Origin of the sequence: Pectobacterium hainanensis (assembly GCF_046237015.1) — a bacterium.
In the GTDB taxonomy this organism is placed as follows: Bacteria; Pseudomonadota; Gammaproteobacteria; order Enterobacterales; family Enterobacteriaceae; genus JBJYIN01.
Genome location: NZ_JBJYIN010000018.1, coordinates 1 through 24,894, shown reverse-complemented (window position 1 = coordinate 24,894; position 24,894 = coordinate 1). Strand labels below are relative to the sequence as shown.

General features: G+C 51.7%; 26 protein-coding genes and 1 tRNA gene. 8 read left to right on the top strand and 19 right to left on the bottom strand.

From position 1 onward, the window contains the following. Positions 1 to 30: 30 nt before the first annotated feature. From ACKPVM_RS16655 to narQ, 3 genes are all read right to left on the bottom strand, one after another. On the bottom strand, positions 31 to 1,230 hold the full coding sequence (locus tag ACKPVM_RS16655; protein WP_409310786.1) for a CobW family GTP-binding protein: 1,200 nt from the start codon (positions 1,228 to 1,230) through the stop codon (positions 31 to 33). A gap of 187 nt (positions 1,231 to 1,417) precedes the next feature. Continuing rightward, positions 1,418 to 2,050 (bottom strand): nitrate/nitrite response regulator protein NarP, encoded by a 633-nt coding sequence (gene narP, locus ACKPVM_RS16650; RefSeq protein ID WP_409310785.1) that lies wholly within the window; start codon positions 2,048 to 2,050, stop codon positions 1,418 to 1,420. A gap of 66 nt (positions 2,051 to 2,116) precedes the next feature. Beyond that, positions 2,117 to 3,805, bottom strand: coding sequence for a nitrate/nitrite two-component system sensor histidine kinase NarQ (gene narQ / locus ACKPVM_RS16645; protein ID WP_409310911.1), 1,689 nt, complete (start codon positions 3,803 to 3,805; stop codon positions 2,117 to 2,119). A gap of 345 nt (positions 3,806 to 4,150) precedes the next feature. On the opposite strand from narQ, the gene napF reads away from it, so the two are divergent. From napF to napC, 7 genes are read left to right on the top strand one after another with little or no spacing between them, the layout of a single operon-like run. Continuing rightward, positions 4,151 to 4,687, top strand: a complete 537-nt coding sequence (gene napF / locus ACKPVM_RS16640) for a ferredoxin-type protein NapF (protein WP_409310783.1) — start codon at positions 4,151 to 4,153, stop codon at positions 4,685 to 4,687. Then, positions 4,684 to 4,953, top strand: coding sequence for a chaperone NapD (gene napD, locus ACKPVM_RS16635; RefSeq protein ID WP_409310781.1), 270 nt, complete (start codon positions 4,684 to 4,686; stop codon positions 4,951 to 4,953). Before napF ends, napD begins: the two co-directional genes overlap by 4 nt. Then, entirely contained in the window at positions 4,950 to 7,436 is a 2,487-nt protein-coding gene (gene napA / locus ACKPVM_RS16630) for a nitrate reductase catalytic subunit NapA (protein WP_409310780.1), read from the top strand. Before napD ends, napA begins: the two co-directional genes overlap by 4 nt. Before the next feature lie 5 nt (positions 7,437 to 7,441). Beyond that, positions 7,442 to 8,134 carry a ferredoxin-type protein NapG gene (napG, locus tag ACKPVM_RS16625; protein WP_409310909.1) on the top strand — a complete coding sequence of 231 codons (693 nt, stop codon included), beginning with the start codon at positions 7,442 to 7,444 and terminating at the stop codon, positions 8,132 to 8,134. Next, positions 8,121 to 8,984 carry a quinol dehydrogenase ferredoxin subunit NapH gene (gene napH, locus ACKPVM_RS16620; protein ID WP_409310778.1) on the top strand — a complete coding sequence of 288 codons (864 nt, stop codon included), beginning with the start codon at positions 8,121 to 8,123 and terminating at the stop codon, positions 8,982 to 8,984. Before napG ends, napH begins: the two co-directional genes overlap by 14 nt. Next, positions 8,981 to 9,424, top strand: a complete 444-nt coding sequence (gene napB / locus ACKPVM_RS16615) for a nitrate reductase cytochrome c-type subunit (RefSeq protein WP_409310777.1) — start codon at positions 8,981 to 8,983, stop codon at positions 9,422 to 9,424. The genes napH and napB overlap by 4 nt, the downstream gene beginning before the upstream one ends. A gap of 8 nt (positions 9,425 to 9,432) precedes the next feature. Continuing rightward, positions 9,433 to 10,032 (top strand): cytochrome c-type protein NapC, encoded by a 600-nt coding sequence (gene napC / locus ACKPVM_RS16610; RefSeq protein ID WP_409310775.1) that lies wholly within the window; start codon positions 9,433 to 9,435, stop codon positions 10,030 to 10,032. Between the two features lie 413 nt (positions 10,033 to 10,445). On the opposite strand, the gene ccmI is transcribed toward napC, so the two are convergent. The 16 genes from ccmI to nrfA form a co-directional block, all read right to left on the bottom strand. Next, entirely contained in the window at positions 10,446 to 11,315 is an 870-nt protein-coding gene (gene ccmI / locus ACKPVM_RS16605; protein WP_409310773.1) for a c-type cytochrome biogenesis protein CcmI, read from the bottom strand. Next, positions 11,315 to 11,770 (bottom strand): cytochrome c-type biogenesis protein, encoded by a 456-nt coding sequence (locus ACKPVM_RS16600; protein ID WP_409310771.1) that lies wholly within the window; start codon positions 11,768 to 11,770, stop codon positions 11,315 to 11,317. The genes ccmI and ACKPVM_RS16600 overlap by 1 nt, the downstream gene beginning before the upstream one ends. Next, positions 11,767 to 12,324, bottom strand: coding sequence for a DsbE family thiol:disulfide interchange protein (locus ACKPVM_RS16595; protein ID WP_409310769.1), 558 nt, complete (start codon positions 12,322 to 12,324; stop codon positions 11,767 to 11,769). Before ACKPVM_RS16595 ends, ACKPVM_RS16600 begins: the two co-directional genes overlap by 4 nt. Next, positions 12,321 to 14,276: a heme lyase CcmF/NrfE family subunit gene (locus tag ACKPVM_RS16590; protein ID WP_409310767.1), complete on the bottom strand. Its 1,956-nt coding sequence runs from the start codon at positions 14,274 to 14,276 to the stop codon at positions 12,321 to 12,323. Before ACKPVM_RS16590 ends, ACKPVM_RS16595 begins: the two co-directional genes overlap by 4 nt. After that, a complete protein-coding gene (gene ccmE, locus ACKPVM_RS16585) occupies positions 14,273 to 14,758 on the bottom strand; it encodes a cytochrome c maturation protein CcmE (protein ID WP_409310766.1) in 486 nt (161 codons plus the stop codon). Before ccmE ends, ACKPVM_RS16590 begins: the two co-directional genes overlap by 4 nt. Then, entirely contained in the window at positions 14,755 to 14,976 is a 222-nt protein-coding gene (gene ccmD, locus ACKPVM_RS16580; protein ID WP_409310907.1) for a heme exporter protein CcmD, read from the bottom strand. The genes ccmE and ccmD overlap by 4 nt, the downstream gene beginning before the upstream one ends. After that, a complete protein-coding gene (locus ACKPVM_RS16575) occupies positions 14,976 to 15,713 on the bottom strand; it encodes a heme ABC transporter permease (protein WP_409310905.1) in 738 nt (245 codons plus the stop codon). Before ACKPVM_RS16575 ends, ccmD begins: the two co-directional genes overlap by 1 nt. A gap of 67 nt (positions 15,714 to 15,780) precedes the next feature. Then, positions 15,781 to 16,437: a heme exporter protein CcmB gene (gene ccmB, locus ACKPVM_RS16570; protein ID WP_409310765.1), complete on the bottom strand. Its 657-nt coding sequence runs from the start codon at positions 16,435 to 16,437 to the stop codon at positions 15,781 to 15,783. After that, a complete protein-coding gene (gene ccmA / locus ACKPVM_RS16565; protein WP_409310763.1) occupies positions 16,437 to 17,057 on the bottom strand; it encodes a cytochrome c biogenesis heme-transporting ATPase CcmA in 621 nt (206 codons plus the stop codon). Before ccmA ends, ccmB begins: the two co-directional genes overlap by 1 nt. Positions 17,058 to 17,234: 177 nt before the next feature. Next, entirely contained in the window at positions 17,235 to 18,065 is an 831-nt protein-coding gene (nrfG, locus tag ACKPVM_RS16560) for a heme lyase NrfEFG subunit NrfG (protein WP_409310761.1), read from the bottom strand. Then, positions 18,052 to 18,462 carry a heme lyase NrfEFG subunit NrfF gene (gene nrfF / locus ACKPVM_RS16555; RefSeq protein ID WP_409310759.1) on the bottom strand — a complete coding sequence of 137 codons (411 nt, stop codon included), beginning with the start codon at positions 18,460 to 18,462 and terminating at the stop codon, positions 18,052 to 18,054. Before nrfF ends, nrfG begins: the two co-directional genes overlap by 14 nt. Then, entirely contained in the window at positions 18,455 to 20,329 is a 1,875-nt protein-coding gene (locus ACKPVM_RS16550; RefSeq protein WP_409310757.1) for a heme lyase CcmF/NrfE family subunit, read from the bottom strand. The genes nrfF and ACKPVM_RS16550 overlap by 8 nt, the downstream gene beginning before the upstream one ends. A 21-nt stretch (positions 20,330 to 20,350) precedes the next feature. Next, positions 20,351 to 21,313, bottom strand: a complete 963-nt coding sequence (gene nrfD / locus ACKPVM_RS16545) for a cytochrome c nitrite reductase subunit NrfD (protein WP_409310756.1) — start codon at positions 21,311 to 21,313, stop codon at positions 20,351 to 20,353. Further along, the gene (gene nrfC, locus ACKPVM_RS16540) at positions 21,310 to 21,981 is read right to left on the bottom strand and encodes a cytochrome c nitrite reductase Fe-S protein (protein ID WP_409310755.1); all 672 of its coding nucleotides are present in this window, start codon (positions 21,979 to 21,981) and stop codon (positions 21,310 to 21,312) included. The genes nrfD and nrfC overlap by 4 nt, the downstream gene beginning before the upstream one ends. Then, positions 21,978 to 22,547, bottom strand: coding sequence for a cytochrome c nitrite reductase pentaheme subunit (nrfB, locus tag ACKPVM_RS16535; protein ID WP_409310754.1), 570 nt, complete (start codon positions 22,545 to 22,547; stop codon positions 21,978 to 21,980). Before nrfB ends, nrfC begins: the two co-directional genes overlap by 4 nt. Before the next feature lie 45 nt (positions 22,548 to 22,592). Further along, positions 22,593 to 23,966 carry an ammonia-forming nitrite reductase cytochrome c552 subunit gene (nrfA, locus tag ACKPVM_RS16530; RefSeq protein WP_409310903.1) on the bottom strand — a complete coding sequence of 458 codons (1,374 nt, stop codon included), beginning with the start codon at positions 23,964 to 23,966 and terminating at the stop codon, positions 22,593 to 22,595. 514 nt (positions 23,967 to 24,480) lie between these two features. On the opposite strand from nrfA, the gene ACKPVM_RS16525 reads away from it, so the two are divergent. Next, positions 24,481 to 24,557 (top strand) — tRNA-Val (locus ACKPVM_RS16525). The last annotated feature ends 337 nt before the right edge of the window (positions 24,558 to 24,894 follow it).

Below are 24,894 nucleotides of genomic sequence, written 5' to 3'. Positions count from 1 at the left end.
ATACCCACCAATATAGACGGTATGGCAAAGCTATGGCCGTAGCCGTGCAACCTGTTTGGGCCAGGGATCAGTAAAATCTCCTCCGGCTTTCCAATAACGAATTTCGTTCTCTGTCAGGAAGCAATCTTCCAAAGCGGTGACAAACCGATCCAGTTCGTCACATTGACCGATAACCGTCAAACGACAGCGCCGATCGCCAAAACGCCCCGGCCATTGGTTCATCTGGTGACGAAGGGCTTGCCGTTCCTCACTCGTCAATTTTCCATCGGAATGAGCCAACACTCCGGCTTTCCAATAGCTGACGAATTCCAGACTGATACTGCCTGCGGTTTGGTTCCACAACAACGCCAGATCGTCACGGCTCGGGAACCAAAAGAACCCTTTACTACGATGTATCCCTGCGCCAAGAAACTGATGATAAACATCCCAAAGTCGCTGAGGGTGAAAAGGACGCTCATCTTCCAACACCCGCGATTCAATATCATAAGGCGACGTTAAGCTATCTTGCTCGGCGTCCACCTCGCCTTCCAACTCTTTAATAAGCTGAGCGACACGGTGAAAATCATAATCCGGTATAGCAAGCACTTCCGTAAGTTGTAGGTTGCCCCACGGTACGGCCATGACAGAAACATAAGGATTAATTTCATGCAGTGTATCCGCCATATCAGCAACACGATAGAAAGGCAGGCGATCGTTTTTCGTAAACAACAAATGACTACAAAATAGCACCTGTTCAGCCAGCAGATTTTCCCTACTCCGCCGGGCATGTCGTAGGTTTTCTTGCCATAGCGAAAGTAACTCACGCCCACCGGCGAAGTCATCATGCAGCATGACTGAATCAACCAATGTCAGTAATCCTTTCAAACTGACCTGCTGATGACCAAGAAAATACCGTACTAACGGCAGCGGATGGCTGCTTCCTGACGTTTCCAGCAAAATGTGATCCGGCCGCTGATGAACAAGCAGTGTGTTCAAGGCGCTATCAAGCTTTTTGATACCACTGGCACTACTGATACTGTCAGCCGAAACAGTAACAAAATTGTGCTTTTTTACATCGACAATTTCTGTATTGGCGATGAGGACACCATCAACATCTAACTCACTCATATCATTAACAATAACGCATACTGACACCCGCTTTCGATGTGCCTGCATCAACAGGCTTTTCAATAGTGTCGTTTTCCCTGCGCCAAGAAACCCATTCAGAATGGTTATCGGTACTCTTTCCACTGCATTTACCCTGCCAATCAACGATGACGACCATGACATCGCTTCAATTAATAATTACGTTATAACATAACATTAATTTCTGAGGCTATTTTATTGCAGGTATGAACAATCAGGAGATATAGCAACGAAATGATCTGGTCAGCAAACGACGGTATCTGACGTCTGCCAGACCAGAAACGAGGAGACACTAGAAACCGCGAGTTTCCAGATAAAGCACTGTGGCCGCAACGCGTGAACGCACGTTTAATTTACGCAGCATATTACGGATATGGACTTTCACTGTTTCTTCAGAAATATACAGCGCAGAAGCAATTTGCTTATTAGATAGCCCTGCGGCGACCTCCTGCAACACATCCAGTTCACGTTCCGTCAGTACGGTGAACGGTGATGGCGTCTCTTGTATCGCAATACGATGACACAAAATCTCCCGCACCTGTTCACTGAACGCATCACCATGACGAATGGCATCCAGTAAATGCTCCGGCGCACTGTCCTTGAGCAGATAGCCATCAGCCCCGGCATCCACCAACGCATAAACATCGCTGGGCGTGTCCGAAACCGTCAAGACAATCACACGAGCACTGATCCCATCGCGCCGCAGTGCATGCAGCGTATCTAACCCACTCAATCCTTTCATATTGAGGTCAAGCAAGATGATATCTGGAGAGTCACGATTGGCTAGGCTAAGAGCCTCCATACCATTACTGGCTTCCCCTATCACGTCAAACACTTCATCTGTTTCCAGTAACTGACGGATTCCTCTGCGCATCAGAGGATGATCATCGACGATCATCACTCGATAACATGGTTTTTCTGACATGCTCAGCCCCGCTGATAATATGAATCTTATTATTTTTATTTATGTATGTTGTTGGTGTGACCGCATTCACGCACGCTCCGCTGTTGGCGTCGAAAAACAGACGCTAACCTGCGTACCACCTTCAGGATGCGGGCCAATAGCCAGTTTCCCGCCTAATCGCTCAGCGCGCTCCTGCATAATATTCAAACCGTAATGCCCTGCGGGCTCCTCCTGGCTCGTCATACCACAACCATCATCACGAATATCCACACAATGACCGCCATCGGATTGTGTACGACAACGGATGCTGATTGTCGTCGCCTGCGCATGCTTAATGGCGTTGAGCACCGCCTCGCGAATGATTTGTAGCAAATGCACCTGTTGTGCCGCATCCAACGCTTGTGTCGGAATGCGACAATCAATATTAATCTCCGCACGGGTTTGCGCTCGTAGCGGTTCAATCATTTCCTGCAACGCCGCGGGCAAATCCGCCTGTTGCAGCGTCAAACGGAACGTCCCCAGCAACTCACGTAGCTGGCGATAAGCATCGCTTAAAGCCTGTTCAAAATCGGCGATAATGTGCTTGGCGTGCGTATTTTCTTCCGACACTGCACGTTTTAACAGCGTCATTTGAATATTCAGATAAGAAAGCACTTGGGCGAGCGAGTCATGCAACTCTCTTGCTATCGTGGCGCGCTCTTCCATCAATAAAAGCTGCTGATAGTGTTTCTGCGCCTGATTGAAGTAGAGACCGCGCCCCAGCATATTGGCGACGCTTTCCATCAGTTGCAACGAAGGTTGCCGCGTTGACGGTTGCCAGCGTAGTTGCCCAAACGCCACATCCTGTAGACTGATTGCCAACGTCTGCCATTCCGCCTGCTCATCCCGTTGACCTTCACTCAACAACCAGTTTTCCCCCACCCGCATTTCCAGACAGCTTACCGTTTCATAGCGGTGAACAATCTGGAGAATTTGCTGAAAGCAATGCCGATCGATCGTGCTGACATTCAACGCCTGCGAACAGTTATACAGTACCTTCAGCATGCGGTTCGCTTCCTGCAAACGCAGTGTTTTCTGTCGAACCTTGTCCTCCAGAGAGCGATAGAGTTTTTGCAACTCATCCGTCATACGGCTGAACGTTTGCGCGAGTAACCCTAATTCATTGGGCAGGTTGGTATCCAAACGCGAATGGCTAAAACGGCCTTTTTCAATCACAGCACACGCTGCCATCAGCTTATTTAACGGCAGCACGACCTGACGACGAATACGACGCAACGTAAAGAAGATAAGTATATAGATCGTGATTGAACCAATTATTGATGTCACCACAACTATCATCATCTTACGTTCGGAATAATGCTGTAATGCCAGAACAAAATGATCGATTTGAGTAACATATTTGACGATATTTTCCTGATACCACACGCGATCGCCAGCGTTCAAACGCTCATCCATCGTTTTCCAGCTTAACAACAGCGCCGTATACCGATCATGCACCTCACGGGGTACATACCAACGATCCAATAGATGAAAAACCTGCGAATCCAGCGTTTGCGTATAAAGCTGGCGATGCTGAGCCAATTCAGAGCGATCGCCTTGCAGGCCATAACCCATACGATAGCTTTGCATACGCATGGAACCGGCAATATTGATCGCTTCAGCATCGCGTAACCCGCTGGCCAACGTCAGCAGCGCGATGCCCGTCGTCAGGAACGAAAGCAACGCGATGTAAAAAAAAGCGCGAGCCAGGCTGGTAGAAACAGGACGTTTGACCATCACGATGAGTAATCCCCTTTCACATCCCTTGGATGGGTAATCTAACAAATATCGGGAACGCAATAGTTGACGTATACGGGAATACGTCGCCACAAAGACTATGAAATAACCGTGCATCTAGCTGTTCAATATATGAGCCACACACGCAACCACTTCGCGCCACTATCACCATCCAGTGGCGTTGAGGCAAGCAGACGAGGTGGCAATCCTACATAAGCTTGATCCTACCCGACCATTTACCTCTAAAGGGTGATTATCGCATACAGCACAGGAGGCATAGTGTAACCCCTATAAAAACAGTGTGTTTTACGGGGTATATCACGTGCGTTGGAGCGATAAATTGCCATGACCGATCTTTCTCGGCGTTGCTTACTCAGCGGTGGTCGACAGCGTGCTGATAACACATTGCGTCCGCCCTGGAGTGGTGATGAGCATCGTTTCGTGGATGCGTGTACACGCTGCAATGCCTGTGTTGATGCATGTAGTACAGGCATTGTCCGACGCGGACCGGGTGGTTTTCCCCTCGTCGATTTTCAGCTCGGCGAGTGCACATTTTGCTATGACTGCGCTCGCGTATGCCCAGAAACACTGTTTGCAGATAGCCACACTTCACCGTGGGCCTACCACCTGACAATCGAAGAGACCTGTTTAGCACAGCAGCAGGTGGTTTGTCGCCGTTGTCAGGATAGCTGCGAGACAAGTGCCATTACATTCCGCCCGGCAATCGGTCGGGTCGCCATGCCAATGCTGGATGATGCTGCCTGTACCACCTGTGGCGCCTGCATTGCGGGATGTCCCATCGGGGCAATTTCGATGAAAAAAACAGTGGTCGTTAACCACACGACGGCAACACGCCTTACGGCGCAACAGGAAAATCGATGAGTACAGTCTGGCATATTTGCAGTTTAGTGGTTCAGGCCCACACCGCGCGCATGGCGGCCGTGTCCCGATCGTTAGAAGCGATCGACAACGTGAGCGTTGCCGCCAGCGATAGCAACACAGGGAAAATGGCGGTGGTGCTGGAATCCGATTCAGAAGACTCACTGTTAAAACACATAGCGTCAATACGCGAACTTGCAGGCGTACTGGCAGTTTCGCTGGTTTATCACCAGCTTGATGAACAACCTCAGGGCGAGGAAACACCATGAAACTCAGTCGACGACATTTTATGAAGGCTAACGCTGTCGCGGCCGCCGCAACGGTAGCTGGCATCACGATACCGACTGCGGTGCGAGCCGTGGTTGGTCAGCAAGACCCCATTCACTGGGATAAAGCACCTTGTCGCTTCTGCGGCGTGGGCTGTGGGGTGTTAGTCGGGACGCAAAACGGCCGTATCGTTGCCAGCCAGGGTGATCCGGAAGCCCCCGTCAACCGTGGACTTAACTGCATCAAAGGGTATTTCCTGTCAAAAATCATGTATGGACAGGACCGTCTGACACAGCCGTTATTGCGTATGCGCAATGGTCAATTCGATAAAGACGGTGAATTTACCCCGATCTCCTGGGATCAGGCTTTCGACATCATGGCGGAAAAATTCAAGACCGCATTGAAAGAGAAAGGCCCGAGCGCGATAGGGATGTTCGGTTCTGGGCAATGGACCGTATGGGAAGGCTATGCCGCCGCCAAGCTCTTCAAGGCAGGTTTCCGCTCCAACAATATCGACCCTAATGCCCGCCACTGTATGGCTTCGGCGGTTGTGGGCTTCATGCGTACCTTCGGTATGGATGAACCGATGGGCTGTTACGATGATATTGAGCAGACCGATGCGTTTGTGCTGTGGGGCTCCAACATGGCGGAAATGCACCCGATTCTCTGGTCGCGCATCACCGATCGTCGCCTGTCAAACAACAATGTGACCGTAGCCGTTCTGTCGACTTACCAGCACCGCAGCTTCGAGCTGGCGGACAACGGTATGATATTTACGCCACAGACCGATCTGGCCATTCTCAATTACATTGCTAATTACATTATCCAGAATAATGCGGTTAACGAGGACTTCTTTACCCGCCACGTCAATTTGCGCAAAGGCGCTACCGATATTGGTTATGGCCTGCGCCCAACACACCCGCTAGAGAAGGCGGCGAAAAACCCAGGCTCCGATGCTTCCGAACCTATGAGTTTCGAAGAATACAAAGCGTTTGTTGCTGAGTACACGTTGGAAAAAACGGCCGCCATTAGTGGCGTTCCTGCCGATCAGTTGGAAGCGTTAGCAAAACTCTACGCCGATCCGAAGAAAAAAGTGATCTCTTACTGGACGATGGGTTTTAACCAGCACACCCGCGGCGTTTGGGCAAACAATCTGGTCTATAACATTCATCTGTTAACTGGAAAAATCTCTCAGCCTGGCTGTGGACCATTCTCATTGACCGGTCAACCGTCCGCCTGCGGCACGGCCCGTGAAGTCGGCACATTCGCCCACCGCCTGCCGGCGGATATGGTTGTCACTAACGAGAAACACCGTGCCATTACGGAAAAAATGTGGCAATTACCGGAAGGGACGATTCCAGACAAAATTGGTCTGCATGCTGTCGCTCAGGATCGAGCGCTAAAAGACGGTACGCTTAATGTGTATTGGGTGATGTGCAATAACAATATGCAAGCCGGCCCGAATATGAACCAGGAGCGTCTGCCTGGCTGGCGCGATCCTCGCAACTTCGTCATTGTTTCCGATCCCTATCCCACTATCAGTGCGCTATCTGCCGATCTGATTTTACCGACGGCGATGTGGGTAGAAAAAGAAGGGGCCTATGGCAACGCCGAACGTCGGACACAATTCTGGCGTCAGCAGGTTCAAGCGCCAGGCGAGGCGAAGTCCGATCTGTGGCAGTTAGTCAGTTTCGCCAAGCGTTTTACCGTCGATGAAATCTGGCCGGAAGCGCTACTGGCGCAAAAACCAGCTTATCGTGGCAAGACGCTTTACGATGTGCTATTCGCCAGCGAAACCATCAAGCGTTTCCCACTCAGCGAACTGGCTGAAAACCAGTTGAACGATGAATCCCGTGAGCTCGGTTTCTATTTGCAGAAGGGGCTATTTGAAGAATACGCCGCCTTTGGCCGTGGTCATGGACACGATTTGGCGCCTTTTGATGCCTATCACCAGACGCGTGGATTACGATGGCCGGTGGTCGATGGTAAAGAAACGCAGTGGCGCTACAGCGAAGGACACGATCCTTACGTGAAAGCAGGCGAAGCATACCGCTTTTATGGCAAGCCAGATGGTAAAGCGGTGATTTTCGCCTTGCCCTATGAGCCTGCGGCAGAAGAACCAGACAGTGAATACGACCTCTGGCTCTCTACGGGTCGCGTTCTGGAACACTGGCATACCGGCAGCATGACGCGTCGCGTCCCGGAACTGCATCGCGCCTTCCCCGAAGCGGTACTGTTTATTCACCCGCTGGATGCCAAAGCCCGCGATCTGCGACGCGGTGAGAAGGTCCGCATCATTTCACGTCGCGGAGAAATTGTTTCCGTAGTGGAAACTCGCGGTCGTAACCGTCCACCGCAAGGTCTGGTGTATATGCCGTTCTTCGACGCCGCACAGATGACGAACATTCTGACGCTGGATGCAACCGACCCCTTGTCAAAAGAGGCGGATTTCAAGAAGTGCGCCGTCAAGTTGGCGAAGGTGTAATCCGTATGGCTCGTCCCGATAATTCACAATCCGCTCGCCGTCGCTTTCTGCGTGACACCGTCCGCGCCGTTGCCGGTTTATCGGCGGCGGTTGTGGTACTCGGCATACAGCAGCGGCGCAGTCAGGCTGACGCTATCCATCTGCGTCCACCGGGTGCGCTGGCTGAAACGGCGTTTTCCAGTGCCTGTGTGCGCTGTGGTCAATGTGTTCAGGCCTGTCCATACGATACGCTGAAACTGGCGACGCTGGCATCCGGTACGACGGCAGGGACACCGTATTTTGCCGCTCGCGATGTTCCATGTGAAATGTGTGAAGACATTCCTTGCGTGGTTGCCTGTCCCAGCGGAGCCTTGCAGTCGTTAGCGTCCATTGATGACGCGCGTATGGGGCTGGCGGTGCTGTTAGATCAGGAAAATTGCCTGAATTATCAGGGGTTACGCTGCGATGTTTGCTATCGCGTCTGCCCCCTTATTGATAGCGCGATCACACTTGAGCCCGAGCGTAACGCCCGTACCGGTAAACACGCCCGTTTTCTGCCTATCGTCCACAGCGATAGCTGTACTGGCTGCGGCAAGTGTGAAAAAGCCTGTGTGTTGGAACAACCGGCAATAAAGGTCCTGCCTCGCACGCTGGCGAAAGGGGAACTTGGACATCACTATCGGTTCAGTTGGCTGGAGGCACGCGATGGCAAATCGTAAGCAAGATGCCGGACGAGAAGCCAGAAACAAAAAAGGCTGGTGGCTTAGCCATCGTTGGCTGGTACTACGCCGTCTGACGCAATCTCTGGTACTGCTCATGTTTCTCTGCGGTCCATGGTTAGGCTTTTGGATCCTGCACGGTAACTACAGCGCCAGTCGATTGCTGGATACCGTACCACTCAGCGATCCGCTGATGACCCTGCAAAGCCTGGCTAGCGGCCAACTACCAGCAACCCTGGCGTTAACAGGTGCGTTGATTGTCGCATTGGGATATGCCATCACCGGAAAACGCCTGTTCTGTAGTTGGGTCTGCCCGATTAATCCGTTAACGGACTTAGCCGCCTGGCTACGTCGTCGCTTCGGTATCACCGCCTCTGCCACCCTTCCCCGCCATCTACGCTACCTGTTGCTGGTTCTGATCGTGCTGGGCAGTGCATTCACTGGCGGTCTGTTATGGGAATGGCTTAACCCGGTTTCGCTGGCCGGACGCGGATTAATTTTCGGATTTGGTGCAGGCATCTGGCTGCTGTTGTCGCTGTTTCTATTCGATCTGTTAGTCGTTGAACACGGCTGGTGCGGGCATTTATGCCCAACGGGGGCATTGTATGGTGCGATAAGCAGCAAAAGTGCCCTGGTGGTCGCCGCCACCGAACGCGAACGTTGTACTCGTTGTATGGACTGTTTTCATGTCTGTCCTGAACCTCAGGTACTTCGTGCGCCATTACTGGATAAAAACAGTCCGGTTCAGGTCTCTGACCGCGACTGCATAACATGTGGACGTTGCATTGATGTCTGCGCTGAAGACGTTTTTAAAATAACCCTTAGATGGAAATCGGGAGCAAAATCATGAAAAGCCAGAGCCTAAGAACGGGATGGTTTCGCTGGATAACCGCCCTGGCTATGATGAGCAGTGCAATAGCCGCTGCGCAGGTCGATTTGAGCCAGTCACCGGAAATATCAGCAACACAACCGGGAAATAATCGTATGCCGAAGCAGCAGGATCGTATGGCGCTCAACTATGTGAACCAGCCGCCGATGATCCCCCACAGCGTGGATGGTTATCAAGTCACCCCAACGTTTAACCGCTGCCTACAGTGCCATAGCGTAGAAAATTACCGTTCCAGCGGCGCGCCTCGCGTGAGTCCGACCCACTTTGTGGATCGGGACGGCAAGGTGCTCGGCAATGTTGCGCCAGCACGCTATTTCTGTCTGCAATGTCACGTGCCACAAACGGATGCGACGCCGATTACTGGCAACACATTCGTCCCATCTAAAGGTTTTGGACAGTGAGGTTTTCAATGAAGCAATCTGGGATCGTGGGACGGTTACGTCAGATATGGCAATGGTGGCGTCGCCCAAGTCGGCTGGCGCTGGGAACCTTACTCATCATCGGCTTTGCTGGCGGTATTTTCTTCCTCGCGACATTTCAGAAAAGCATGGAAATGAGCAACAGTGAGGCGTTTTGTATCAGCTGTCATGAGATGAGAAATACTGTCTATCAGGAATATATGGACACCGTGCACTACAGTAATCGCAGTGGTGTTCGGGCAACGTGCCCTGACTGCCATGTGCCGCATGAGTTTGTACCCAAAATGGTACGTAAAATTCAGGCCAGCAAGGAGCTGTACGGTAAAATAATGGGCACCATCGACACACCACAAAAATTCGATGACCATCGATTAGCCATGGCGCAAAACGAATGGCGGCGTATGAAGAGCAACAATTCTCAGGAATGCCGCAATTGCCATAATTTTGACTATATGGATTTCTCTGGACAAAAAACGGTGGCGGCGGAAAAACACAGCGAAGCGATAAAAACCGGTCAGACCTGCATCGACTGCCACAAAGGCATCGCGCATAAACTTCCGGATATGCATGGTGTCAAAAACGAGTTCTAAGCCCCCCTTGTAACACGAATATGGGGACGGCATACGCTGTCCCCAACCTAACAATGAGACCGATATCACCACACGCAGCCAGAGATTTTATTGCAAATAACGCATTGATATCATAAACATTCCTGACTTATCAGAAATGATGGATTTAAGTCCCGCGGTAAATAACCACTTTTCATTAGTCTGCACCCTCCGCAAAAAATGGCGGATTGAGTGTCGCAGACAAACCACTATCCCCTGCCATCCACAAGCAGGGGTTTATTCAGATAATATTTTGATCTTAGAAAGACTCCCGCTCTCGCAGGAATCATGGATTTGGTATGGTTGCGACCAACAAGAGATCAGCCGACTGACCGATCTCTTGTTTAGCAGGAAATGGGCTTACGTCATTACCGTAATCACGGCCATTACCGTACTTATTTTTCTTTTGTTGTCCCAGCCGCCAGCGACGCTTCAGCCTGCATAATACTGCGCTCAATCACAGCCCGGCGAGTATCATTTTGCGGCAACACCCGCAACATCGCCTGCCAGGCATCAATCGCTTCCTGATAACGCTGACCTTCATAAGCATTGAACGCCAGCAGACTCAGCGCTCGCACGTTGGTCGACCCGGCATGCAGCAATTCACGCAGCATCTCGCCGCCACGCTGACTGTCACGCGGATTAGTAGAGCGCGACAATAAATCAGCATAGTCCAGCGCCAAATCGGCATTATTCGGCTCAAGCTTATACGCGTTGGCGAATGCCTGAACCGCCGTATCATAGTTATTCAGTAAGCCAGCAATGCGCCCCAGCATCCACCAGTCCTGAGCATTATCAGGCTGTATCTCCAACTGGCTACGCAAGCCCAACCCCAGTCGAGCAACGTCCTCGATCGTCAGAGGTTCAGCATTCTGATCCAACGCACGCTTCATTAAACCTGGCGTTAATGCGACAACCTGCCGCCATTCCTGAACCCGGTTCACATTCGATGTTTGCCAAAATACACCAACGCTAACGACGATAAGCAGAAAGACTCCGGGTAACAGTACCCAACGTTTCAGTGGACGTAACTGAACATCAGAACCGCTGGGAATATCCTGTAATAACGTATGCTGGAGCTCTTCAACCAGATATGCACGTTCCGCCTCACTGGCCACATCCCCGTGAATCTCACGCAGGCGGTCGCGATAAAGCGCCTGATTGATCGCATCGCGATCGTACTCGCTCCGTTCCGACCACGGCGCAAGCAGCAGAACAGACAGCGCGACAAGGGATAAAACGATCGTGGTTATCAATAACATCATTACCGTTTCTCCTCACTGTCCAGCAACCGCTGTAGTCGTCTCTTTTCCTGTTCGCTCATTGACGTCATACCGTGATCGATACGCCGCGAACGTCGAAGAATTGCCCATACACCTGTTATCAGAAACAGCGCTGGCAGCAACCACAGCAAGACCGTGAAGGGCGTGACCGGCGGCTCATATGTTACAAAATAACCGTAACGATCTACCATATAATCAACAACCTGTTGCTTGGTTTGCCCCTGTTGCATCAGCTCATACACTTTCTGCCGCATATCCGAAGCAATCATCGAATTCGAATCGGCAATACTGTTGTTTTGACACTTGGGGCAACGCAGTTGCATGGTCAACTCACGAAACTGCTGTTCCTGAGCCTCGTTATCAAAACGCCATGCTTCCGATGAGGCCAATACGCTAAACGACAGCAATAATGCGCCAAGGAAACCGAACATTTTCATGCTCCGCCCTCCCGACTGTATTTTTCCCACAGCGGTTGCAACGTTTCTCGCCACACCTGCGGATTAAGATCGCCAGAGTGACGATAGCGAATAATGCCACGCCCATCTATCAAGAAGGTTTCCGGTGCGCCATATACGCCAAGATCGAGCCCCAACATACCGTTGCCATCAAACAGGCTGAGTGCATAGGGATTACCAAGTTCATTCAACCAATTGACGGCTTTTGAACGTTCGTCTTTATAATTCATCCCCACGACTCGAATTCCCTGCGCCGCCAGCGTATTCAGGAACTGATGCTCCGCCCTGCACGTAGGGCACCAGGTCGCCCAGACATTCAACAACAACGGTTTGCCATCACTGAACTCTGACTGGTTGTAAACTTTTCCCGGTTGATCCAGTGACTCCAAGCGAAATGCGGGTACCGGCTTGCCTATCAGTGCTGACTCCAGCCGCGTAGGATCGTCGCCATGACTGTTACGCACCAATTGCCATAACAAGGCGATGGCCAACAGTAAAAAAAGGATTAATGGGATAAACAATATTTTACGGTTCATGAGATGGTCTCCCGCACGGTACGGCGCAGGCGATAACGTGGATCTAACATGCAGAGAATACCGCCTAATGCCATGAATCCCCCGCCATACCATATCCAGCGCATAAAGGGTTTGTAATAAAGCCGTACGGCCCAGCTACCATCATCCAGTTCTTCGCCTAATGCTGCATAAAGATCGCGGGTCAACCCTGCATCAATCGCGGCTTCTGTCATGATCATGCCACTGGTGTTATAAAACCGCTTTTCAGCCTTCAAAATCGCTTCCGGGTGACCGTTATGTGTCACCTCAATCGTCCCTTTTCCGCTATGCCAATTGGGGCCAACAACATCACGCACACCCTGGAACGTGAAACGATAATCATGAATCTGTACGCTATCGCCCGCCTTCATGCGGACATCACGCTCAACGCTATAATTTTGGCTAAAGGCAATCCCCACGATGGTCACCGCGACCCCAATATGACCGCAGACCATCCCCCACTGACTGCGTGATAGCGTGGTTAATCCACGCCACAACCCATGACGCCGGGTGGCATTGGCTCGCAGGTCATACAATGTTAAAAAGAACACCCACAGCGCCATCGACAGGCCAACCACCGTCATGGCGATAATCGTGTCCTGTAACCACCACGGCAGCAGCAGCGACAGTGCTATCGTCGCCACCAGCGAGATCAAAAGCAGCTTACGCAACTTTTTCGATTCGTCCCGTCGCCAGCGAACCAGCGGCCCCACGCCTAACAGCAGGGCAAACGGTGCCATCAATACGGTGAACATGGTGTTAAAGAACGGTGCTCCAATCGAGATACTCCCTAGCCCTAGTTGCTTATGCACCAGTGGCAGTAACGTGCCCAGCAGGACAACAAGCGTCGCCACCACCAAAATCAGGTTATTACCAAGCAAAAATGTTTCACGTGACCAGAGAGAATTGGTGACCCGCGCCCGTACCCGATTGCCTTTGATGGCGAACAGCAGCAACGAACCGCCGATAACGATGACTAAAAAGGCCAGAATGAACATCCCGCGCGATGGGTCAGAAGCGAACGCGTGTACCGAAACCAATACCCCTGAACGCACCAAGAATGTTCCCAGCAGGCAAAGTGAAAACGCGCCGATTGCCAGTAACACCGTCCATGCTTTGAAGCTGCCACGCTTTTCCGTCACAGACAGAGAATGCATCAATGCTGTACCGACCAACCACGGCATCAGCGAGGCGTTTTCCACCGGGTCCCAGAACCACCATCCTCCCCAACCTAGCTCGTAATAGGCCCACCCCGATCCCAGCACTATCCCCAGCGTCAGAAATGACCATGCCGCCTGTGTCCACGGTCGCGACCAGCGCGCCCATGCGCTATCGAGCCGCCCAGCCAGCAGAGAGGCAACGGCAAAAGCGAATGCCACGGAAAACCCGACATAGCCCATATAAAGCAATGGCGGGTGGAAAATAAGCCCAACATCCTGAAGCAACGGATTGAGATCGCGTCCATCAACCGGGAAATCGGGCAACGTACGGGTAAAAGGGTTCGACGTCAGCACGATGAACAGCAAAAAGCCGACATTAATCATCCCCATCACCGCAAGCACCCGCGCCACCGCATCAAGTGACATGCCACGGCTAAAGAGCGCGACGGCAAAGGTCCAGCCGCTCATCAACAAAACCCAGAGTAATAACGATCCTTCGTGTGCGCCCCATGCCGCCGCGACGCGATACCACACAGGTAGCGCACGATTCGAATTGTTTGCGACGTACAGAACTGTGAAATCGTTAATGACCAACACGTATACCAGAATAAGGAAGGAAGCCAGAATGCAGGCGAACAAAGCCCAGGCTAATGGACGTGCCAGTGCCATCAGACGCACATCCTGTCGTGATGCGCCCCACAGCGGGTAAATACTGAGCAGCAGCGCAATGCCCAACGCCAGACACAGCAGATAATTGCCAATTTCCGGCATCATAGACGAGTGTCCTCTTTGGCCACTGACGACGGCGCACGATGATGCTGTTCTTCCATTGCCGCTTTGACTTCTGGCGGGGTGTAATTCTCATCGTGTCGGGCCAATACTTCTTTTGCCGCAATATGACTGTCAGAATCCAACACGCCCTGGGCGACCACGCCTTGTCCCTCGCGGAACAAGTCAGGCAGGATCCCCTGATACGTCACCTCTACAGACCCCTGCGCATCATAAACCGTGAAATGTACCTGCAAGCTCTGACTATCCCGCCGTACGCTGCCCGGCATCACCATGCCGCCGACGCGCAAACGTTGTCCGATCGCCGGTTTTTCCTGCGTTTCGTGCTTGCCATAGAGAATTTCGCCAGGGGTATAGAAGAGATCGATATTGGAACGTAACGCATAGAGCGTTAGCGCAATCGTCAGAACCACCCCGCTGACAACAGCCAGAATAGCGTAGAGGCGGGTTTTACGCGGTAAAGTCATTGAGCCCCCTCCGCCATTTCAGACTGGCGAGCCGTCTGTTTACGCTGCTCCCGTGCCTGCTGTCGTTGGATATCACGTAGCAACGCACGTCGACACCATAGGGTATGTCCAACCAATGCGCACAGTGGTAACAGGGTTAATGCCGTCGCCAGCCAAACATAGAAGGCATAGCCTCCCATCGCAAAGAAATCCTGCCAACTCGTGAATGCGATGCTCATCATGCCATTCCTCCTTTACCGAGCAACGTCGCCACCCAAGGCGCTCGACGTTGCTGCACCAGGATCAAATTTCTCAGCCTCATTAGTGACAACGTCACGAATAAACTCATAAACCCTAACATCATCAACCTCAATGGAAGACGCATCGCTGGATCGATGGTTTTTTGCATTTTTGTCGACCCCTGATGCAGGGTATTCCACCATTCGACCGAAAAGTGAATGATGGGTAAATTCACCACGCCGACCAACACCAGAATGGCAGCCGCACGACCAGCAAGACGGCGATCGTCAAACGCGTTATAGAGCGCAATCACACCAACGTACAAAAACAGTAGAACCAGCTCCGACGTCAGACGTGCATCCCATACCCACCACGTCCCCCACATGGGTTTCCCCCATGTGGAACCGGTAGTGAGTGCAATAAAGGTAAACACCGCACCGACGGGCGCCATCGCCGCGACAGCAAGCTCCGCCGTTTTTGATCGCCTAATCATGCCGACCAGTGCGCAAATCGCCATCGAGGCATAAACACCCATTGACCACACCGCCGCTGGCACATGTAAATACATGATGCGATAACCTTGCCCTTGCTGATAGTCGGCTGGCGCAAAACCAAAGCCCAGCAGACAACCGCCGATCAGCAATGCAATGCTGATCACGGCAAACCAGGGAATAAGCCTGCCGCAAAGGCGATAAAGGCGTGCCGGTTGCGTAAGCTGATCGTTTTTTTTCACCATAGTCATGTGCTCACTCTGCGTAAAACCACCCCAGCAGGATGGCGAATGCGATCTTGAGATCGAAAAATTATTGTATGCTCACCCGTAGCGCTGCCGCCGTGGCAAACGGGCTTAGGGTCGCGCTGCCAGCTAAAAATGCGCCAAGAAGCGCCAGATATCCGCCGACCGGCAATTGCATCATGGCGGCGTCAACGGCCGCTGTAGCAAAAATTAATAGGGGAATGGTGAGCGGTAACACCAACAGGCTGAGTAAGACACCGCTACGCCGTAACCCAACGGTTAATCCTGCGCCGATCGCGCCCAGAAAGCTCAACGTTGGCGTACTCAGCAATAGCGTTAGCGCCATTACCTGCCAGCTGCGCCAATCCAACCCGAATAAGAGCGCCGCCAGTGGTGAAAGCACTAATAGCGGCAACCCGCTGACCATCCAATGCACCACCACTTTCGCCAACACCACTAACGGTAAAGGTAAAGGCAGCAGCAGCAATTGCTCCAGCGAACCATCCTGAAAGTCATCACGAAAAAGACGATCCATCGCCAGCAACGACGCCAGCAAAGCGGCGACCCATACCACGCCCGGCGCAATGCGCATTAATAACTGTGGCTCCGGCCCAATAGCTAATGGAAACAGGATGATCACGATCAGGAAAAACCACAGTGGATTGAGGATTTCTGCGTTATTACGCAATGCAACGCGCAGTTCACGAGCGATAAGTCGCCGCATTATCGTGCTTCCTCGTTCGGTGTAAGTTGAATACAGCGAATCCCCTGGGAGAACGGTCGTAGCGGCTGGTGAGTGGTTAAAATAATGATGCCGCCATGCGCAATATGGTGTTCCATACGCTGTGTCAGCATTTCGACCCCAGCCACATCCAGTGCGGTGAGTGGTTCATCCAGAATCCACAGCGGCACATCAGTCAGCCATAAACGCGCTAGCGCGACCCGGCGCTGTTGCCCGGCGGAAAGTCGTGCTACCGAGACATCTTCGTATCCCGCCAGCCCAACTGACGCCAGCGCCTGCCAGTAGGTATCCTGATGCTTCTGTGGGTAGAAAAAGCGCAGGTTTTCTTCTGCGGTCAATACGCCCTTGATCCCAGATTGATGACCGAGCCACAAGAGTTGCTGATTAAACTGCTCGCGTATACGGTTGATCCGCTGCCCCTGCCAGATGATATCTCCCGATTCAGGAACCGCCAGACCGCTGAGGATACGCAGCAGCGACGTTTTCCCCACACCGTTGGCACCGGCAATCTGTACCATTTCTCCAGGGTGGGCGGTAAACGATAACGCGCTGAACAGCACATGCTCATCGCGAATGCAAACCACATCGCGCGCCTCTAGCATCGGGATTCAACTCCTACCATATAAGTGGATTTAGCATAACATGGCATCCTCATTCCCCCCGCTCCAAAGCCCTACTCAAAAAGAGGTAATCTTTTTCGTTGAGATCAACAAAGTCGGCGATTGCGGCGACGTTCATCCTCGAGCGCGTCCTAAACATAAGTTAAAGGGTGTCATATCCTATCTCTGACTGTTCTTCAGTAACGTTGCCGTGTTTATCGCTTCGATCAACTGGGCACGATTCACGCGTGGACTGTAGCTATCCAACAACTGTTGCCAAACCGTAATAGCCCGTGCGTAATCAGCACGTAAAAATGCATCTGATGCCAGTAACATCAACGCGGTGACCTCATTGGCATCCAGCGCCAGTGCCTTGTCGATCATCTGCTGTACCGGTGGCGTCATAACCTGCGCCGCCTGGTAGTACAGGACCGTCGCCAGCGCCGAATAGAGTTCGGCGCTCTCTCCTTTCAGCACGATCGCCCGTCGATAGGCCTGCAATGCATTGTCATACGCATTGCGGTAAAGATAATATTCCCCCAACGCTGCCCATAAGGCGCTGTTTTCCGGTGTTTCCCGAATATTACGCTGCAACGCGGCAAGCTGTTTTTCCTGTTGCCGCGCTTCGCTAAAATCATGTAATGGATCGGCAAGCCGTTGACGTTCGGCCAGAACCGCCGTGCCGCGAGGACTCAATGTGTAGAAAACCGTGGTACCCAGCAGAATCACCATGACCGCAACGACAATCGGCAGATAAGGCATCGGTCGCGGTTCAAGAACAGTGGTTTGTCTTAAGGGAAGATCATGGGCCAATTCCTGCCCGAACGCCTCTGCGGCGCTATCGGATAACTGTTTACCCGCCTGCTCACGTTGAAAACGCGCTATCCGTTCAGGTAGACGAGATAATAAATGCTCGCTGCTCTGTCGAGCGGAGAGAAACAACGGCCCTAGCAACCCGATAACCACGGCAATCGCAATAAAGGCAACAAGTAATACATCAGATAAGATCATCGCGGTGCCCCCGGTCCCGGCGGCGTATGACTCGCCACGCAATGCAGGCAAAGGCGATCAATAACAGCAAAGGGGTTAACCACAGTATGCTTGTCTGTATTTTTAGCGGCGGACGGTACTGGACAAAATCACCGTAGCGCTGGCTCATGAATGCCATGATATCTGCTTTGCTTTTCCCCTGTTCAACCATGGAAAAAACCTCATGGCGCATACTGACCGCCACTGGCGAGTTGGATTCCAGTAAACTTTGATTCTGGCATTGAGGACAGCGTAACTCTCCGGCAATCGCCAAGGCCTCCTGACGGTGTGTCTGACTGGCAAACTGCCAGGTATCGACGACTTGAGCCTGTGCAGAAAAAGTCAGTAACATGACAAACAGAGTTAACCAGTTAGCCATAGGCTTTTCTCCCTCTGAACCACCCCAGCAACGCCCCTGCAATCATCAATATCCCACCGCCCCACACCCAACGGATACCGGTTTGCACATAGAAACGCATGGCATAGCGGTTTTCGCCCGTTTTCTCCCCCATCACGGCATACCATTCTCTGAGCGGCCCCCAGACGATCCCCGGCTCCATCATCTGTTGTTTGCGAGCGTTATAGTAACGACGCTCAGGCACGACGTTGGCAATGAGTGCACCATCACGATAAATCGCGATGACCGCCTGTTCTGCGGTGAAATTTTGTCCCACGATGAGATTCAACTGTAAAAAACGGAAATAGTAGCCGCCCACCTCAACCTGTTCGCCTTGCATCACATTGGCGCTGATTTCCTGTTTGCTCCCCGCGGAAAATGCAATTCCCAGTGCCAATAGCGCGACACCGGTATGCGCCAACAAAGCGGGCAATTGGCGACGTATCGCCGTTAATGGCTGCAACCATTGCGCCGCAACCACCCAACCAATCAAACCAGACACTAACGCCAGCACGGCACCCTGCGACCACAAAATAGCGGTGATGATTCCGCCAAAAATGAGTGTCACATCCAGTCGTCGGGCGCACCATTGAGTGCTGTATTTCCAGTTTCCCCCAGCCGATAGGCCAATCAACAGCAGCATCAATCCAGCAAAGGGCAGCAGTACACGGTTAAAATAAGGGGCACCGACAGAGATTTTCCCCCATCCAGCTAACCCGTAAACCATCGGATAAAGCGTACCGAGCAATACCACCAGCGTGACAGCACCGAATAACAGCAACGCCAGCAGTATCGCGATTTCCCTCGACCAGCCGGAGAACCGAGCGGCGACATGCACGGTTTGTGCTCGCCAACCGTAGATCAACAATGCTCCCGCACTTAGGCTGGCAAATAGAATAAAGAGCGATAGCGCTCTGTCATGTTCGAGAGCAAAGGCATGCACCGAAACCAGTATGCCGGAACGGACGATCAGCGTCCCCAACAGGCATAAGATGAATGTGGAGATCGCCAATACCAGCGACCAATGACGATATATTCCCCGCATTCTGGTCACATAAAGGCTATGCAACAGTGCGCTGGACGTTAGCCAGGGAAGCAGCGAAGCATTTTCTACCGGATCCCAAAACCACCAGCCGCCCCAACCCAATTCGCTATAGGCCCACCACGATCCCACAATGATCCCCAGCGTTAACAGGCACCAGGCTGGCAGCGCCCAACGCCAGCAAATCCAGGCGACATCGGCAGTAAACTCCCCCTGAACCAGTGCCGCTAACACAATGGCGGCACTGATGGTTAAACCGCCGTACCCCAGGTAGAGCAATGGCGGATGGAGAATCAGACCGATATGTTGCAACATCGGATTGAGATCCCTCCCCGCTATTGCTGGCGGGAAGAGTCTCATGAAAGGATCTGAAAAAATTACGATGAAAACCAGCAACGCCATAACAATCAGCGCAAGCACAGCCAACGTGAGAGGAAACAACGCGCTGGCATCCTTACGATAACGGCAAGCGAACACGGCGCTCCAACCAGATAAACACAACAGCCACAACAGCAGAGAGCCTTCATGCCCGCCCCACACTGCCGCAATTTTCAGCCCAAGAGGTAAATCCCGATGACTATGCTGTGCAACATAATTGACCGAGAAATCATCCTGTACAAAGCTCAGCGTCAGTGCGACAAACGCACACACTAACAATCCGAAAATCACCAGCGTCCAACATCGGGACAGTCGATGAACATGACGCCAGTGAAAATAAAAACCGGATAAGGTTAACAGCGCCGTCGCCACGCTGACGCCACTCGCAAGCAACAGAGCAACATACCCAAACTCTGGCAATAACAACATCAGAATGCCTCTTTCCGGGCGCTACACAACGGTCAACTGTCCCGCATAGAGGATGAAAAAGCGCAGGAGTAATACGCCGACCAAACTCATGCCGCTGACGGCCAGCACACCGTAAGGCGAATGCATCCGGTTCGCCCATGACTTAAGTAGTAACGGTGTAACCAGCCCCAACCCCACGACGCCCAACCAAAACCACCCAGCCCAAAATCCACCGGCGAGAGCCGCCATCAGCGCCCGTTGCTTTCCATCATCGCCTAATGCCAGACCGATGAAAAACGCGAATAGCAGAAAGATTTCCAACCAGACCACGGGCGTTTCAAGACGATGGACAAAATGCGCCTCTTCACTGTGTGGGTTATGGCGATAACGACAGGCCATCGCAATCAACGCCACTGCCGCGCCAGAGGACACGCCGGAGAACAGGAACAATATGGGTAGAATGGGGTTATTGAGCAGCGGATAGGTTTTCAGCGCGGAAAGCAGAAAGCCGGTGTAAGCCCCCAGCATAACCGCCAGCACCAACATCACTATATCCAACGCTTTCTGCATCGGTGCCAACCGGAGCAATATTTTCTGGACGATATTCAACGTCGGCAACCAGCGCTGTTGCAGCACAACAATCTGCGAAGCAAAGATGTTTGCCAACCATATCACCAGCACGGCCATATAAACCTGAAATAGCATGACCCCTACCGACATCACCGATGTGAAACTGTAGTGGAACATGAGCTTCCAGAACGTCCAGGGACGTGTGAGGTGAAAGACCAGAATCAGCAACCCCAGAATGATCGCACACGGTGCAATGACTAGCGTCGTGCGCATGAGTGTGCTATCTGCGGTGGCCTGCTCAGGCCGATAATGGCGTAATAACACAGATAACGTGACCAATCCGGCGGAAATACCCACTAAAAACAGATAGATCGCAATCGGCCAATCCCAGACTAACGAAGCGAAATGGAATGCGCTTGAATCAGCAGGCGTCATTGGTGAACCTCCCCGTATTTAAACGGTACGCGATATACCTTGGGTCGGGTACCTAACGCTATCTTGTAGCGATAGGTCGTCTTTTGACGCAGCAGACGAGAAATCTCGCTGTTGGGATCGTCAAGGTTACCGAACGTCAGCGCATTGGTGGGACAAGACAGCACACAGGCAGGCAGTTTTCCTTGCTTGAGGTTCGTCTTACGGCAAAAATCGCATTTATCCGCCGTCTTATTCTGCGGGTGAATAAAACGCACCTGATAAGGACAAGCCGCAATACAATACTGACACCCCACGCACAGGTCAGGATCGACATCCACAATTCCGCTTGCCGCATCACGAAATGAAGCACCCGTCGGACAAACGTCAACACAGGGCGCGTGCTCACAATGCTGACAGGAATGACGGAAAAAATGGTATTTCACGTCAGGGAATGTCCCGATAGGTTCGCTGCGTATGATCTTCAGGCGTGAGACCCCTTCAGGGACCTGATTGACTTCCCGACAGGCATCCTCACACGCCGTGCACCCAATGCACAGCGACTCATCGTGGACCATGCCGTATCGAACGCCGTTAATATTCAGCGTCTGAGCGATAACCTGCCCCGCCGAACTGGTGACGGCGATGAGTCCCCCCATTCGGGCAATAAATTGGCGGCGCGAGCAACTCATGGCTGTGGCTTCTTACCCAGATGAACTGAGGACGGATTGAATGCCGGGTTACTACGCTGATCGCTATGGCAATCCACACACAGTTTGATGCGACTTTTATCATTCAGCGTCTGCATCGTATCCTGCGTTGGATGCAACTGGTGACAACTGGCGCACGCTACCTTGGTGACGTGTACATCGTGCGGCCAGAACGCTTTTTGCAACTGTTCTGGAGCATGACACGACATGCAGACACTATTTTGCTGTTCCACCGTATACATCGGGTGGTTAAAACGCATGACGTCCTTGACGCCTTCCCGATGATGCAACGAGGGTTTGCCATGACAATTAGTACAGGTCAATTGCTGCTGATTATGGGGATTAATAGCGGAAGCATGCTTTCCCTGCATCCCCTCTTCTTCCGGTTTATGGCACTGTAGGCAAGCCTCATCGGGATTGCGCTGCGGCGTGACCGTCCACCGTGTTTCTGTCTCTACCTGAGATGCGGGTTGCGTCAACCCCGGCAATGCCCAAAGCATGCCTGTCACCAGCACCCCGGCAGTTAATAACGAACGTAATACGCTCATGTTCACTCCACTTTGTGACCACCCGCCTTCACGGGCGGTTAGGGGTTATTGGCTCAGTCGGCCAGCTTTACGCGCCTGTTCATCCCACTGCGGTACCACCGTATTCAGGAAATCCTGTTTCTCAGCCTTAATTTGCTGCATGTTAAGGCCAATCGCCTGCTGCGCTTTTTCTTTGGTCGAAATATCCGGCAGTTTAATTTCCTGAGTGATGCCTTTCGTTGCCAGAAGTCGCACCAACTTGGTTCGCGCCTCTGCCGATTTATCCAGAGAGGTGCCCAACATCCGCATTCCTTCATCCGGCGCATGCATGTGAATGCCATGAGAAGCAATCGCGAGATCCCAACGCCACTGGGCATGGCGGATATCGGTTAAGATTGGCTGCATTTCCGCTTCTGTCGCACCGGCATCCCAGGCGGCTTTCGCTTCAAAATGCGCATGAACCAGTTGGTTTTCCGCTTTTAGTTTTAACGACTGAATCGCCGCTTTCCGTTCAGCGACAATGTTCTGCATCGTCGCCTTATCCTGCGTATGGCAATTTGTGCAGGTTTGCGCGTAATTATCGAAAGGATTGCCAATCTTGTGATCCGTATACAATTTGCCTTCAGCGTTTTTAACCTTCGGCATATGACAATCAATACAGGTCACATTGTTTTTACCGTGGATACCGACGCTCCAGGTTTCATACTCTGGATGCTGGGCTTTAATCATCGGTGCGCGAGAGAGTGAATTGGTCCAGTCAGAGAACGCGATGGCATCATAATATTTCTCCATGTCCTCGACTTTCGTTCCGTTGTCCCACGGGAACTTGACGGCTTTATCTTTGCCAGAGAAGTAATACTCAACGTGACATTGTCCGCAAACCATCGACTGCTGATCAAAACGCCCCGCTTTTTCAAATGGTTTACCGATCGACTCCATACCGCGAGCGGCATACGGGCGAGACAGGGTTAACGCTGGCTTACCCTGGGCAAAATCAGCTGATGCCGTATTGTGGCAATCCCCACAGCCAAGGTCGTTAACAATTTCCGGCCCGCCTCGCGCCCACTTACCGTGGAAATAACCGTCCTCACCATCCTGCTGGATCAACCTCGCTACATCCGGGCTTTTGCAACTCCAGCATGCCATCGGTAAAGGGCCATCTTCTGCGGTTTTCGGCGCACCGGTACGTAATGTTTCGCGTACATCCGTTAAGGCATAAGCGTGGCCACGCGGCTTGTTATAATCTCTGGAAAAGGGATAACCCGCCCAGAGGATCACCATATTGGGATCTTCTGCCAGTGCATCGTGGCGCTCAGACTGTTCGCTGGTCGCTTTCCATGAATTGAACTGATCGGGGTGTTTCTGGGTGAATACTTCATTTTTTGCTTCAACGGGACTGGGAGAACCTGACGCCGGAGCGTCGCCTGCATAGGCTGGCATCAACAAAAAAAGACTGGCTACCATACCCCACAGGGGGGGGACTAACATGCTTATCCTGACCATGTGTTTGTGTCCGAATTAAGCCGCCTGCTGGCGGTCATTTTAATTATCTCTATGACAGAAACCATAATAACTGTCGTGACATTACTCGCCGCCATCAATAACAAAAAGATGCATTAAAAATATTGTTTTTGATCAAAGCTGGGGATAAGTCGTGAAATGTATCGAGAAATGTATGAGGACAGTCCCACCAACTACCTCTAATGAGGTATTAGCCAAATAGCACTCCGCCATTTTTTCCATGATGCAGAACGTTTTTATTCATTACTTATTGAATTTACTTATTTTTTAAATTACGGAAGAAAAGAGTGGTACAAACATTCAGCACTCGACATAAAATACGGCACAAAGCACTTGCCAACCATTTCTGACGAGGCCATAATAGCGCCCACTCCAAATGACGGAGTGTAAAAAGTCATTTTAATCAACTAATTGATGTAAATGCTTTTACAGTACGACCGTAGCTCAGTTGGTTAGAGCACCACCTTGACATGGTGGGGGTCGGTGGTTCGAGTCCACTCGGTCGTACCAATTCATATTCTATAGACATGTGTTAATGTCTATAAGACGCTGAAAAGAAGAAACTCATCTTTTTCTATCCCAGTAAAATCTATCAAACTCCACTCAAATCCAATGACTTTAAGTCCATTTGAATACGGGTGACTTCGGTTCCAGATTGTTACTGTTAAGCAATACCACCGAGACGTGGCACAACGTTCAATCACCTTACCTCTGATAAAACCCCACTTTCAGCCAGTATCAGATCATTGAAATATATTTTTAAAATTAGCAGATAAAATAAAGCCGGAAGGATCTGTAGTCCCTCCGGTTTTTAGTACCACCGCCAATGAGGATCTCCGGCCACTTT